At 67.3% G+C, this 13,029-nt stretch carries 10 protein-coding genes; 4 read left to right on the plus strand and 6 right to left on the minus strand.

Annotated elements, in window-relative coordinates; all coding sequences use genetic code 11:
- Positions 1 to 99 precede the first annotated feature (99 nt).
- Entirely contained in the window at positions 100 to 1,614 is a 1,515-nt protein-coding gene (gene gpmI, locus AB6806_RS09345) for a 2,3-bisphosphoglycerate-independent phosphoglycerate mutase (protein WP_370954509.1), read from the minus strand.
- 117 nt (positions 1,615 to 1,731) lie between these two features.
- Between gpmI and AB6806_RS09350 the strand changes: the two genes are divergently transcribed.
- From AB6806_RS09350 to AB6806_RS09360, 3 genes are all read left to right on the plus strand, one after another.
- Positions 1,732 to 2,502, plus strand: a complete 771-nt coding sequence (locus tag AB6806_RS09350) for a haloacid dehalogenase type II (protein ID WP_038359602.1) — start codon at positions 1,732 to 1,734, stop codon at positions 2,500 to 2,502.
- The gene (locus AB6806_RS09355; protein ID WP_038359604.1) at positions 2,499 to 3,185 is read left to right on the plus strand and encodes a glutathione S-transferase family protein; all 687 of its coding nucleotides are present in this window, start codon (positions 2,499 to 2,501) and stop codon (positions 3,183 to 3,185) included. Before AB6806_RS09350 ends, AB6806_RS09355 begins: the two co-directional genes overlap by 4 nt.
- Positions 3,186 to 3,410: 225 nt before the next feature.
- Positions 3,411 to 5,084: a formate--tetrahydrofolate ligase gene (locus AB6806_RS09360; RefSeq protein ID WP_142021944.1), complete on the plus strand. Its 1,674-nt coding sequence runs from the start codon at positions 3,411 to 3,413 to the stop codon at positions 5,082 to 5,084.
- Positions 5,085 to 5,211: 127 nt separating this feature from the next.
- On the opposite strand, the gene AB6806_RS09365 is transcribed toward AB6806_RS09360, so the two are convergent.
- Positions 5,212 to 6,249, minus strand: coding sequence for an L-idonate 5-dehydrogenase (locus AB6806_RS09365; RefSeq protein ID WP_142021945.1), 1,038 nt, complete (start codon positions 6,247 to 6,249; stop codon positions 5,212 to 5,214).
- 136 nt (positions 6,250 to 6,385) lie between these two features.
- Here AB6806_RS09365 and AB6806_RS09370 point away from each other — a divergent pair, with 136 nt between their 5' ends.
- Positions 6,386 to 7,153, plus strand: a complete 768-nt coding sequence (locus tag AB6806_RS09370; protein WP_142021946.1) for an SDR family oxidoreductase — start codon at positions 6,386 to 6,388, stop codon at positions 7,151 to 7,153.
- A gap of 128 nt (positions 7,154 to 7,281) precedes the next feature.
- On the opposite strand, the gene glmM is transcribed toward AB6806_RS09370, so the two are convergent.
- The 4 genes from glmM to ybgF all read right to left on the minus strand — a co-directional run bounded on the left by glmM (position 7,282) and on the right by ybgF (position 12,983).
- On the minus strand, positions 7,282 to 8,625 hold the full coding sequence (gene glmM, locus AB6806_RS09375) for a phosphoglucosamine mutase (RefSeq protein ID WP_038359611.1): 1,344 nt from the start codon (positions 8,623 to 8,625) through the stop codon (positions 7,282 to 7,284).
- Between the two features lie 342 nt (positions 8,626 to 8,967).
- Entirely contained in the window at positions 8,968 to 10,893 is a 1,926-nt protein-coding gene (gene ftsH / locus AB6806_RS09380) for an ATP-dependent zinc metalloprotease FtsH (RefSeq protein ID WP_038360327.1), read from the minus strand.
- A 123-nt stretch (positions 10,894 to 11,016) separates the two neighbouring features.
- A complete protein-coding gene (gene tilS / locus AB6806_RS09385) occupies positions 11,017 to 12,009 on the minus strand; it encodes a tRNA lysidine(34) synthetase TilS (RefSeq protein WP_370954510.1) in 993 nt (330 codons plus the stop codon).
- A gap of 59 nt (positions 12,010 to 12,068) precedes the next feature.
- Positions 12,069 to 12,983, minus strand: a complete 915-nt coding sequence (gene ybgF / locus AB6806_RS09390; protein WP_051987575.1) for a tol-pal system protein YbgF — start codon at positions 12,981 to 12,983, stop codon at positions 12,069 to 12,071.
- Positions 12,984 to 13,029 lie beyond the last annotated feature (46 nt).

Raw genomic sequence — 13,029 nt, forward strand, 5'->3', positions numbered from 1 at the left:
GTCGTCCTGCGCGACCGCATGGATCCCGGATCGGCGCCGCCCAAAGGCGGCTTGTCCGGGATGACGATTCCGCGCGGGCTGTACTGGAAAAACTCCCCGTCAGCGCAGCAGCGACTGCGCGGTCATCTCGGCCGGCTGGGCGAGCCCCATCAGCGCCAGCAGCGTCGGCGCGATATCGGCGAGCCGGCCCTCCGCCAATGCCCTGCCCTGCCCGCCGATCAGCATCAGCGGCACCGGATTGGTGGTGTGGGCGGTATGCGGCTTACCGGTGACCGGATCGACCATCAATTCGGCATTGCCGTGATCGGCGGTGACGAGCAGCGCCCCGCCCTGCCGCTGCACGGCCTCCGCGATGGCGCCGAGCCCCGCATCAACCGTCTCGGCCGCCCTGATCGCCGCGGCGAGCACGCCGGTATGGCCGACCATATCGGTATTGGCGAAGTTCAGGATGACGAGGTCGTAGCGGCCTGAATCGATCGCCTCGACCGCCTTGGCGGTCAGCTCCGGCGCCGACATTTCCGGCTGCAAATCATAGGTCGCGACCTTGGGCGACGGCACCATCACCCGATCCTCGCCGGGATAAGGCGTCTCTTCGCCGCCATTGAAGAAATAGGTGACGTGCGGATATTTCTCCGTCTCCGCCATGCGCACCTGCTTCAGCCCGGCCTTGGCGACCGTCTCGCCCAGCCCATTGGCGAGCGTCTGCGGCAGGAACAGCGCCGGCATCACCTTGTCGAGCTCGGCGCTGTAGGAGGTCATGCTGACCGCCTTGACCAGCTTCGGCACGCGCAGCCGGGCGAAGCCCGAGAAATCCGGCTCCAGCACCGCGTTCAGGATTTCGCGGATGCGATCGGAGCGGAAGTTGAAGCTGAGCAGCCCGTCGCCGTCCCGCATCCCCGCATAGCCGCCGATCACGGCCGGCACGATGAACTCGTCCGTGACCTTGCCGGCATAGGCGTCGGCGATGGCCGCCTGCGCATTGGGGAAGGCATTCCCCTGCCCCAGCACCATCGCGCTCCAGGCCTTCTCGACGCGCTCCCAGCGGTTGTCACGATCCATCGCGTAGTAGCGCCCGGATACGCTGGCGATGGTCGCGCCGGCCGGCAGCGCGGCCGCGAAGCTCTTCACATAATCGGCGGCCGATTGCGGCGGGGTATCGCGTCCATCGGTGAAGACATGCAGCTTCACCGGCACGCCCTGCGCCGCGACGATCTTCGCCAGCGCCACGGCGTGGTCCTGATGCGCATGGACGCCGCCCGGCGAGACGAGGCCAAGCAGGTGGCAGGCGCCGCCGCTCGCCTTCAGCGCAGCGACGAGCCCGCTCTCCCCCACGGCCTTCGCGATCGAGCCATCGGCGATCGCCTGGTTGATGCGCGGCAGATCCTGCATCACCACGCGCCCGGCACCGAGATTGAGATGGCCGACCTCGGAATTGCCCATCTGCCCGGGAGGGAGACCGACATCGAGCCCCGAGGTCCGCAGGAAGGTATGCGGACTGCTCGCCCAGAAGCGATCGAAATTCGGCGTCTTCGCCAGCTTGATCGCGTTGTTCTCGGCATCCTCGCGCCAGCCCCAGCCATCGAGGATCATCAACATCACGGGACGAGGCGGCATCGGCTTGACCTTCGGCATTCAGGAAAAGGTGCTGGTGCGGATACCATGTGCTGCGCCGCCGATGCGAGTGCTAAGAAGGCGAACGATCAGAGACCTAGCCCCGGACGGAGGATGTCCATGCCGATCAAGGCCCTGGTTTTCGACGCTTATGGAACGCTGTTCGACGTCCAGTCCGTCGCCGCCGTCACCGAGGCCGCTTTCCCCGGCCATGGCGCGACCATCACCCAGATCTGGCGATTGAAGCAGCTCGAATACACCTGGCTGCGCGCGCTGATGGGTCGCTACGAGGATTTCTGGACGGTCACGACCGAATCCCTCGACTTCACCTTGAAAACACTGGGCCTCACCGCGACGCCCGCATTCCTGGCGGAGATCGCCGGCGCCTATGACGGGCTTGCGCTCTATCCCGAGGCGCGTGCCGCGCTGCAAGGGCTCGCCTCCTACCGGCTCGCCATCTTCTCGAACGGCAGCCCGGCCATGCTGAAGCGGCTCGTCGCCCATGCCGGCATCGGCGAGTTCCTGGAGACCGTCATCAGCGTCGACGAGATCGGCGTCTACAAGCCCGATCCGCGCGGCTATGCCCATGTCGAGAAGCGGCTCGGCCTCTCGCGCGACGAGATCCTCTTCGTCTCCTCCAACGGCTTCGACATCGCCGGCGCCAAGGCCCATGGCTTCACGGTCGCGCGCATCGAACGCGTGCCGGCCGCGGCCTTGCGGGTCGAGATCGAGGCGACCGGCACGATCGACCCCAAGCTGATGTTCAAGGCGCTGCGCCTGCAGCCGGAACAGCTTGGCTTCCATGCGGATGTGACGATTGCCGCGCTGACCGATCTCGTCTCCTATGCCGCGATCCGTAACCTGCCCGGACCAAGCGGGAGCCTGCCATGATCAAGCTTTACTACCACCCCTCGCCGAACCCGGCGAAGATCGCGCTCTTCCTCGAGGAAGCCGGCCTGCCCTACGAGATGGTCCCGGTCGACACCCGCAAGGGCGACCAGTTCAAGCCGGACTTCCTCGCCATCAACCCCAACGCCAAGACGCCGGCGCTGACCGATGGCGACGTCACCGTCTTCGATTCCAACGCGATCCTGCTCTATCTCGCCGAGAAGACCGGAAAGTTCCTGCCGCAGGATACGCCGAAGGCGCGTGGCGAGATGCTGTCCTGGCTGATGTTCGTCGCCACCGGCATCGGGCCCTATTGCGGTCAGGCCGTGCATTTCAGCCGCTTCGCCCCCGAGAAGATCCCTTATGCGATCAACCGCTACGCCCGCGAGGCCGAGCGTCACTGGGGCATCATCGACGAGCGGCTGAAGACCCGGCGCTATATGCTCGGCGAGGACTACACGCTGATCGACATGTCGGTCTGGGGCTGGGCGACGCGGCTTTCCTTCGCCGTCGGGGAGGATTGGGCGACGATGTTCCCGAACGTGAAGCGCCACACCGACGAGATCTCGGCACGGCCGGCCGCCCAGCGCGCCATGGCGCTGAAGGACCAGTTCGCCTTCAAGACCGAGGTCGATGCGGACGCCCGCAAATTCCTCTTCCCGCAGAACGCGCGTCTGGCGGGGTGAGCTTGTTCGTCATGGTCGGGCTTGACCCGGCCCTCTCTAAAGCCAGCTAGCCAATCCCGAGTTTCTCGGGTCGGCGCACGGCGCCGCCCGAGAATGACGCAGGACACAGCGCCTCCGCTGTGCATCACCCTTTGAAAACGCTGGCAGCGCCCAGCATTTCCGGCCAGTGTCGCGACGCCCCGCCCCCGGGAGGCGCGCGGGCCAGCACAGTCTCCGAGAGGACGGATGCCCACCGATATCGAGATCGCGCGCGCCGCGACGCTTCAACCTGTTGGCGCCATTGCCGAGCAAGCCGGCATCCCCGCAGAAGCGCTCCACCCCTACGGCAAGTTCATCGCCAAGATCGACACCGGTGCGATTCCCGGCTTCCATGACAAGCCGGACGGCAAGCTGATCCTCGTCACCGCGATCAGCCCGACGCCGGCGGGAGAAGGCAAGACCACCACCACGGTCGGCCTCGGCGACGGGCTGACGCGCATCGGCAAGAAGACGATGATCGCGCTGCGCGAGCCCTCGCTGGGCCCGAGCTTCGGCATGAAGGGCGGCGCCGCCGGCGGCGGCTATGCCCAGGTCGTGCCGATGGAGCAGATCAACCTGCATTTCACCGGCGATTTCCACGCCATCACCAGCGCGCACAACCTGCTCGCCGCGATGGTCGACAACCATGTCTACTGGGGCAACGGGCTCGGCTTCGATACCCGCACGATCACCTGGCGCCGCGTGCTCGACATGAACGACCGCGCCCTGCGTTCGATCGTCTCTTCGCTCGGCGGCAATGGCAACGGCTTCCCGCGCGAGGACGGCTTCGACATCACCGTCGCCTCGGAGGTGATGGCGATCTTCTGTCTGGCCCGTGATTCCGCCGATCTGGAGGAGCGCCTCGGCCGCATCGTCGTGGGCCGCACCCGCGACAAGCGCCTGATCACCACCGCCGATCTCAAGGCGACCGGTGCGATGAGCGTGCTGCTCAAGGACGCGCTGATGCCGAACCTGGTACAGACGCTGGAGGGCACCCCGGCCTTCGTCCATGGCGGCCCCTTCGCCAACATCGCCCATGGCTGCAATTCGGTGATCGCGACCCGCGCGGCGTTGAAGCTGGGCGATTACGTCGTCACCGAGGCCGGCTTCGGCGCCGATCTCGGCGCGGAAAAATTCTTCGACATCAAATGCCGCGAGGCCGGGCTGAAACCGGCCGTCGCCGTCGTCGTCGCCACCGTCCGCGCCCTCAAGATGCATGGCGGCGTGGCGAAGGACGCGCTCGGGCAGGAGAACCTGAAGGCGCTCGAAGCCGGGCTCGCCAATCTCACCCGCCATGTCGGCAACATCCGCAAGTTCGGCGTGCCGCCGATCGTCGCGATCAACCACTTCGCGACCGATACCGCCGCCGAGCACGAACTCATCCGCAATTACTGCCGCAACCATCTCGGCGTTGAGGCGGTGATCTGCCGCCACTGGGCGCAAGGCGGCGCCGGCGCGGAAGAGCTCGCCCATAAGGTCGCCGCGCTCGCGGATGAGGGCGAAGCCGATTTCGCCCCGCTCTACCCGGGCGCCATGCCGCTTCGCGAGAAGCTGGAGACGGTGGCGCGCGAGATCTACGGCGCGGCCGGCATCAGCCTCGACGCCAAGCTCGCGGCGCGCTTCGCCGATCTCGAGGCCGCCGGCTTCGGCGAGCTGCCGATCTGCGTCGCCAAGACCCAGTATTCCTTCTCGGCCGACCCGACGCTCCGCGGCGCGCCCTCCGGCCACATCGTCCCCTTGCGGGAACTCAGGCTCTCGGCCGGCGCCGGCTTCGTCGTCGCGATCTGCGGGGACATCATGACCATGCCCGGCCTGCCGCGCGAACCCGCCGCCGAACGCATCCACATCGACGCGCAGGGGCATATCGAGGGGTTGTTCTAGGAGCGCTTCCAGCCGTCATGCTCGGGCTTGCCCCGAGCATCTCTCGCCGAAGAAGGCTCCGGCATTATCTCGTCCGGAGATTCTCGGGTCCGCTGAGACGGCCCGAGAATGACGAGCCAGCTGCAACTCAAGCGAAGTCGAGCTGCACCTTGATCGCCTTCGCCTTGTCGGCGGCGAGGTCGAAGGCCTCGACGGCGCGGTCGACAGGGATCGTCGCGGTCAGCAGCGGCGAGAGATCGATATTGCCCGAACCGATCATCGCCACCGCCCAGTCGAACTCCTCATGGAAGCGGAAGGAGCCGCGCAGGTCGAACTCCTTGGCGACGACGACGTTCATCGGCAGGGTGAACTGACCGCCGACGCCGATCTGCACGATGATGCCGCCCGAGCGCACCACGTCGAAGGCGCCGGTCAGCGCATGCTGGTTGCCCGACGCCTCGAACATCACGTCGAAAGCGCCCTTCTCCGCCCCGTATTCCTCCTTCAGCCGGTCCGGTTCGGCCATGACGTTGATCGCCGCGGTCGCGCCCATCTTGCGCGCCACCGGCAGCGGCCCGTCCACCACGTCGGTGGCAACGATCTCGGAAGCGCCCGCCGCCTTCGCCGCGACGATGGTGAGCGCGCCGATCGGCCCCGCCCCCGTCACCAGCACGCGCTTGCCGAGCAGCGGCCCGGCGCGCTTGGCGGCGTGGAGGCAGACCGAAAGCGGCTCGGCGAAAGCGGCCTGCGCCGCGGTGACGCCCGGCGCCACCTTCACCGCCTGCCGCTCCTCGACCACGAGCACGTCGCGAAAGCCGCCCTGCACATGCGGGAAGCGCATCGCCGAGCCATAGAACAGCATGTCGGTGCAGTGCTGCTGCAACCCCATCTGGCAATAGCGGCAATGGCCGCAGGCGCGGCTCGGATTGACCGCGACCCGGTCGCCCGGCTTCACCCGCGAGACCTCGCCGCCAACGGCCTCGACCCGGCCGGCGATCTCGTGGCCAAGGATCAGAGGCTCGCGCACCCGGATCGTGCCGAAGCCGCCATGCAGATAGTAATGCAGGTCCGAGCCGCAGATGCCGCCGGCTTCCATCCGCACGCGCACGTCGCGCGGCCCCAGCTCCGGCGCGGTCGTCTGCTCGACGCGCAGATCCTTCTCGGCATGGATGACGACGGCACGCATGGCGGCTTCTCCTCAAATGGCGCGAGACAAGCTTAGCCGCGCCGTCGTCTAATCGTTTGAAAACTGCTTACCCAACGACGCGCCACCGGCGCAAACGAAACCGACGCCGGGCTCCGGCAATTTGCGAGGATACGCCATGTCGCTGTCGCTGTTCAGCCTGGAAGGCAAGGTTGCGCTGGTCACCGGCTCGGGCCAGGGCATCGGGCTCGCCCTGGCGGAGGGCCTCTCGGAAGCCGGCGCCCATGTCGTGCTGAACGGACGCGACAAGACGAAGCTCGAGCGGGCGCAGCAGACGCTGACCGCGGCCGGCCGCAAGGCTTCCATCGCGCCCTTCGATGTCACCGACCAGAAGGCCGTCGAGGCCGGAATCGCCATGATCGAGGCCGAGATCGGCCCGATCGATATCCTCATCAACAATGCCGGCATGCAGAAGCGGGCGCCGATCACCGAATTCCCGGTCGAGGGCTGGCATGAGGTGATGAACACCAATCTGCATTCGGTGTTCTACGTCACGCAAGCCGTGGCGAAGCGGATGCAGCCCCGTAAACGCGGCAAGATCATCAGCATCGGTTCGGTGATGAGCGAGCTCGGCCGGGCTACCATCATCCCCTACACAGCCTCCAAGGGCGCGGTGAAGATGATGACGCGGGGGCTCGCCGCCGAGCTCGGCAAGCACAACATCCAGGCCAACGCCATCGGCCCCGGCTATTTCACAACCGAGATCAACCAGGCGCTGCTCGCAGACGAAGCCTTCACCAGCTGGGTCTGCAGCCGCACGCCGGCCGGGCGCTGGGGCGAGACGAAGGAGCTGGTCGGCGCCGCGATCTTCCTGTCCTCGGCGGCTTCCGACTACGTCAACGGCCATCTGCTGATGGTCGATGGCGGGCTGACCGCGGTGGTGTGAGGTCGACATTGCCTCCGCCGTCATTCTCGGGCGAAGCGCAGACCCGAGAATCTCGTGCCGGAATAGCCGTCGGAGCCTCCTTCGGCAGGAGATGCTCGGATCAAGCCCGAGCATGACGCGCGCTCTTCTCAGGCCGCGGCCTTCGTCACCGCATCGACGACATCGTCGACCGCGCGCTCGACCAGATCGCGGTCGTCGCCCTCGGCCATGACACGGATCACCGGCTCGGTGCCGGAGGGCCGGATCACCAGGCGGCCGCTTTCGCCAAGCAACTGCTTCGCCGCCTCGATGGCGCTCATCACCGCCTGCTGCTCCAGCGGCTTGCCGGTCTTGTAGCGCACGTTCTTGAGGATCTGCGGCAGCGGCTCGAAGCAGTGGCAGACCTCCGAGACCGGCTTGTCCATCCGCTTCACCACCGCGAGCAGTTGCAGCGCTGCGACCAGCCCGTCCCCGGTCGTGCCGAAATCCGAGAGGATGATATGGCCGGACTGCTCGCCGCCGAGGTTGAAGCCGTGATTGCGCATATGCTCCAGCACATAGCGGTCGCCGACCGCGGTACGCGCCAGCGACAGGCCCAAGCCCGCCAGATAGCGCTCCAGGCCGAGATTGGACATCACCGTCGCGACGATGCCCGGTGCCGAGAGCCGGCCATCCTCCAGCCAGGAGCGCGCGATCACCGCCATGAGCTGGTCGCCGTCGACGACCTGGCCATGCTCGTCCACCACCAGCACGCGGTCGGCGTCGCCGTCGAGCGCGATGCCGACATCGGCGCGCATCTCCTTGACCTTGCTGACCAGGGTGGACGGATGGGTCGAGCCGATCTCCCGGTTGATATTGAAGCCGTCGGGTTCGACGCCGATGGTGATGACCTCCGCACCCAGCTCCCAGAGCGCCTGCGGCGCCACCTTGTAGGCGGCGCCATTGGCGCAATCGAGCACGATGCGCAGGCCTTCCAGGCTCAGATTGCGCGGCAGCGTCCGCTTGGCGAATTCGACATAGCGCGCATCGGCGCTGTCGATGCGCTTGGCCCGGCCGAGCATCGGCGAAGTCGCCAGGCGCGGGCCGAGATCGGCGTCGATCAGCGCCTCGATCTCGCGTTCGACATCGTCGTTGAGCTTGTAGCCGTCGGGCCCGAACAGCTTGATGCCGTTATCCTCATAGGCGTTGTGCGAGGCCGAGATCATCACGCCGAGATCGGCACGCATCGAGCGCGTCAGCATGGCGACGGCCGGCGTCGGCATCGGGCCGAGCAGCATGACGTCCATGCCGACCGCGGTGAAGCCGGCCACCATGGCATATTCGATCATATAGCCCGACAGGCGGGTATCCTTGCCGATCACCACCCGGTGGCGGTGCTCGCCGCGGCGGAAGGCGAGGCCGGTGGCCTGCCCGACCCTCAGGGCGAGGTCGGGCGTGATGACGCCGTTCGCCCGCCCACGAATGCCGTCCGTTCCGAAATATTTGCGCGTCATTGCCAATCGCTTCCGAGAGGGCGCCAGCGCCCTGAATTTGCGTTCTTCTATAGCCAAAAAACCTTTCCGCCTTCTCACAAAATATGACGGAGCGTGACAGGGACGCGGCCCCGCATAGCCCCGCTCTCATCATTCAGGCCCTGCCCTCCCGGGCGCAGCGAAGCGGAGACCCGGGATCCGTGCCGGCATGTTTCCGAAATGCGCTCTGGCATGGATCCCGGATCGGCGCCGCCATGGGCGGCTTGTCCGGGATGACGGCGCGGAAGCGGAATGGAGGCGATCTCCCACCACACATGAAAAAGGCGGCCCGAAGGCCGCCTTTTTCATTTCAGTCGAACCGCCTCACGCCTGCGGTTGCGGCTCCAGCCCGGCATCGGGTTCGCCGCGCTTGCGGCCCTTGCCGGCGCTCGGCACGGCCGAGCCGCGCGGGGCGTGCGGCGTGTCGTCGGCGTCGCGCACCGGGCGCTTACCGGCGATCAGGTCGCGAATTTCCTCGCCCGTCAGCGTCTCGAATTCGAGCAGCGCCTCGGCCACCGAGACGAACTCGTCATGGTGCTCGGTGAGGATGGCCTTGGCGTCCTGGTAGCCGTTGTCGACGAGGCGCTTGACCTCGGCGTCGATCTTCTGGGCGGTCGCCTCGGAGACCGCCTGGCTGCGGCCCATCGACATGCCGAGGAAGACCTCTTCCTGATTGTCGCCATAGGCGACCATGCCGAGCTCGTCCGAATAGCCCATCTGCGTGACCATGGCCTTGGCCATCTTGGTCGCCTGCTGGATGTCGCCGGTGGCGCCCGAGGTGACGTTCTCGCGGCCGAAGGTCATCTCCTCCGCCACGCGCCCGCCCATGGCGACCGCGAGCTGCGAGGTGAACTCCTTGAACTTCATCGAGTAGCGATCACCCTCCGGCAGGAACTTGACCATGCCGAGCGCACGTCCGCGCGGGATGATCGTCGCCTTGTGCACGGGGATGCCAGCCGGGACGTAGAGGCCGACGATGGCATGGCCGGCCTCGTGATAGGCGGTCAGCTTCTTCTCCTCCTCGGACATGGCCATGGATTTGCGCTCGGCGCCCATCATGACCTTGTCCTTGGCATCCTCGAACTCGGCATGGGTGACCATGCGCTTGCCGCGACGGGCCGCCAGCAGCGCCGCCTCGTTGACGAGGTTCATCAGATCCGCGCCGGAGAAGCCGGGGGTGCCGCGGGCGAGGATCTTGAGGTCGACATCCGGCGCCATCGGCACCTTGCGGACATGGACGCGCAGGATTTTCTCGCGGCCGGCGACATCGGGGTTCGGCACGACGATCTGGCGGTCGAAACGGCCCGGACGCAGCAGGGCGGGATCGAGCACGTCGGGACGGTTGGTCGCGGCGATGATGATGACGCCTTCGTTCGGCTCGAAGCCGTCCATCTCGACAAGGAGCTGGTTCAGCGTCTGCTCGCGCTCGTCATTGCCGCCGCCGAGGCCGGCACCGCGATGGCGGCCGACCGCGTCGATTTCGTCGATGAAGATGATGCAGGGGGCGTTCTTCTTGGCCTGCTCGAACATGTCGCGCACGCGGCTCGCGCCGACGCCGACGAACATCTCGACGAAGTCGGAGCCCGAGATCGTGAAGAACGGCACATTGGCCTCGCCCGCGACGGCACGCGCCGTGAGCGTCTTACCCGTACCGGGAGGGCCGACGAGCAGCACGCCGCGCGGAATGCGCCCGCCCAGCCGCTGGAATTTCTGCGGATCGCGCAGGAACTCGACGATCTCCTGCAGGTCTTCCTTGGCCTCGTCGATACCCGCAACGTCCTCGAAGGTGACGCGGCCATGGGCCTCGGTCAGGAGCTTGGCCTTCGACTTGCCGAAGCCCATCGCCCGGCCGGCGCCGTTCTGCATCTGGCGGGACATGAAGATCCACAGGCCGATGAAGATGACGAAGGGCAGCGAGTTCACCAGCAGCGCCATGAACCAGGGCGTGCCCTCGGAAGGAGCGCGGGCCGAAACCGTCACGCCCTTCTGGGCCAGCGTCTTCAGCAGGTTCGGGTCGCCATAGGGCGCATAGGTCACGAAGTTGCGACCATCCGAGAAGGTGCCGGAGATTTCCTGGCCCGCGACCACGACGCTCGAGATGCGCCCGGAATCGGACTCGTTGATCAGTTGGCTGTAGGGAATCTCGTTGGTGTTCGAGCGTTGGCTCGGACTCTGGAACAGCGTCACCAACGCCAGGACCAGCAGGAAGATCACCACCCAGAGGGCGAAATTGCGAAAATTCGGATTCATCACCAGTCCGATCGGGCCTGCCGGGACCAACCGGATAAGGCCTGGTTTCACTTAACAGGCAATCTAGGTGCGACATGCGTCCTTGCCAAGGGAAACGCACGCAAAACGCACGACGCCACGTTACTATGATGTCGCAGGGTGAACACCGCGTCTGCGCGGCCCCTCCCGCCGCAAGCTCAGCACGCCGTTCCGGTCGAGCGACAGGATGCATCCGGAGAACGTCCGCTTTGTGGCGGACCCAGCACGCGATGCGGCGAGCAGCGCCGCTGCGCAGGCCTCCAGCCGCTCCAGCCGCCCATAGCTCTCGACGCCTTGCGTCATTTCCGCCAGCGCAAGCGCCAGCACGCGCAGGACGATCTCCTCCGGCTCTTCGGCAAGCTGCCGGAAGCCGAGCCGCCGCTCCTCCCCCACGGTGACCGGGAGCCGCCGCTGCGCCAGCACATCCGCCGCCCGGCGTGCCAGGGCGCCCTCCTGCCGGGCCATGCGCTCCGCAAGCAATCCGAGCCGCGCCGCATCGAGGCCGTGTTCCGCGAGCGACGGCGCCAATTCGCGCCAGCGCACCCGCTCGAAACGCGAATCGGCATTGCTGGGATCGCGGACGAAGGGCAGGCCCCGTGCCTCGGCGGTAGCGATCAACCGCGATTTCGCGAGGCCCAGCAGCGGCCGGACGATCGCGATCGCGCCTCGCAAGCTGCGCGGGCGCATGCCGACGAGCCCCGCCGGCCCCGAACCATGGGCGATCCGCATCAGCAGCGTCTCGGCCTGGTCGTCGAGCGTATGCGCCGTGACGATGGCCGCGTTGCCGCGCCGCAGCGCTTCCTCCGCGAGGAGGTCGTAGCGAGCCTGCCGCGCGGCGGCCTGCAGGCCGTTGGCGGGCTTCGGCCCGGCCCAGCGCAGGATTCTGTGTGCGACGCCCAGCCGCCCGCAGAGCGAGGCGACCGCCTCGGCCTCGGCCGCAGCCTCCGGCCGCAAGCCGTGATCGACCGTCGCGGCGTGGATCGAGGGACGCCCCGGCAGCTTCGCCCAGTCCGACAGCAGCGCCAGCACAGCGACGGAATCGGGCCCGCCCGAAACGGCGACGAGCAGCCCCGGCTCATCTGCCAGAGGCTCGAACAAGGCACTGGCCTCGGCAGCCGAAACCGGCGTCGCCGAAGGATCGAGAGGGGGAACCGCGCTCAAGCGCAGCCGGAACGGCGGCGCTCGCGCTCGACCGCCTGCCGCACGGCACTGGAAGCCTGCGGATAATCCACGCCGACCTTGGCATAGGTGGCGCAGGCCTGCTCCTTGGCGCCGAGCCCGTTCAGCGCCATGCCGAGCCTGAGCAGGCTGTCAGGCGCCTTGCCGGCGCGCGGCGATTCCTTGGAAATCTTTAGGAACTGCTCCGCCGCCTCGCGATAGCGCTGGCGCTGCATGTAGCTCTCGCCGAGCCAGAAGGTCGCGTCGGTGGCGAGCCGGTCACGCGGATAGCTCTGCAGGAACTGGCGAAAGCCCATCTCGGCCTGCTCGTATTCGCGGCGCTGGAACGCCGCATAGGCGCCGTCATAGGCCTCCTTGGCCGTGGCCGGACCGCTCGCTGCGGCGACGCTCTGGCCGCGCGGGACGCCCGGAGCCGCCCCGCCCTGCTGGACCGGGCGCCCGACGCCTTGCAGATCGAGCGGCTGGCCCGTCGCCGGGCCTCCGGAATACTCGTCCTCGATGATGCCGGCGATGCCACCGCCAAGCTGTTGGGGGGCCCCGGCCGCGCCCTGCTGGGTCGTCGGGTCGAAGGCATCGCCGCGGCGCTGGCGCTGCGGCGTCCCGCCGGCGGGAGGCGTGGCGGAGGGACGCGCACCGCCCTTTTCGTTCAGGCGGAAATCGACATCCTGCTGAAAGCGGCTGAGCTGGTCGCTCAGGCGCTTGTTCTCGAACTGGAGCTGCTCGATCTGTCCGGCCATCTGGCGGAGCTGGTTTTCGAGCCGGGTGGTGCGCACCAGCAGATCGGCGGCATCCTGCGCCGAAGCCGGCAGGGCCGCTCCGAAAAGCCCCGCAGCGAGCGCGAGCGCCGGCAATGCCGGACGGGCGAGGAGGCGGGCAAGGGAAAAGCCAGGCATCTGAAAAACCGGTTCCTTAACTGAAACTGTCGCGCATCTCTTATAT

Source organism: Allobosea sp. RCC_152_1 (assembly GCF_041360765.1).
Taxonomy (GTDB): Bacteria; Pseudomonadota; Alphaproteobacteria; order Rhizobiales; family Beijerinckiaceae; genus Allobosea; species Allobosea spartocytisi.

Coding starts and splice junctions, on each gene's coding strand:
- gpmI (WP_370954509.1), bottom strand. CDS start 1,614: ATGCCGCCTCGTCCCGTGATGTTGATGATCCTCGATGGCTGGGGCTGG.
- AB6806_RS09350 (WP_038359602.1), top strand. CDS start 1,732: ATGCCGATCAAGGCCCTGGTTTTCGACGCTTATGGAACGCTGTTCGAC.
- AB6806_RS09355 (WP_038359604.1), top strand. CDS start 2,499: ATGATCAAGCTTTACTACCACCCCTCGCCGAACCCGGCGAAGATCGCG.
- AB6806_RS09360 (WP_142021944.1), top strand. CDS start 3,411: ATGCCCACCGATATCGAGATCGCGCGCGCCGCGACGCTTCAACCTGTT.
- AB6806_RS09365 (WP_142021945.1), bottom strand. CDS start 6,249: ATGCGTGCCGTCGTCATCCATGCCGAGAAGGATCTGCGCGTCGAGCAG.
- AB6806_RS09370 (WP_142021946.1), top strand. CDS start 6,386: ATGTCGCTGTCGCTGTTCAGCCTGGAAGGCAAGGTTGCGCTGGTCACC.
- glmM (WP_038359611.1), bottom strand. CDS start 8,625: ATGACGCGCAAATATTTCGGAACGGACGGCATTCGTGGGCGGGCGAAC.
- ftsH (WP_038360327.1), bottom strand. CDS start 10,893: ATGAATCCGAATTTTCGCAATTTCGCCCTCTGGGTGGTGATCTTCCTG.
- ybgF (WP_051987575.1), bottom strand. CDS start 12,983: ATGCCTGGCTTTTCCCTTGCCCGCCTCCTCGCCCGTCCGGCATTGCCG.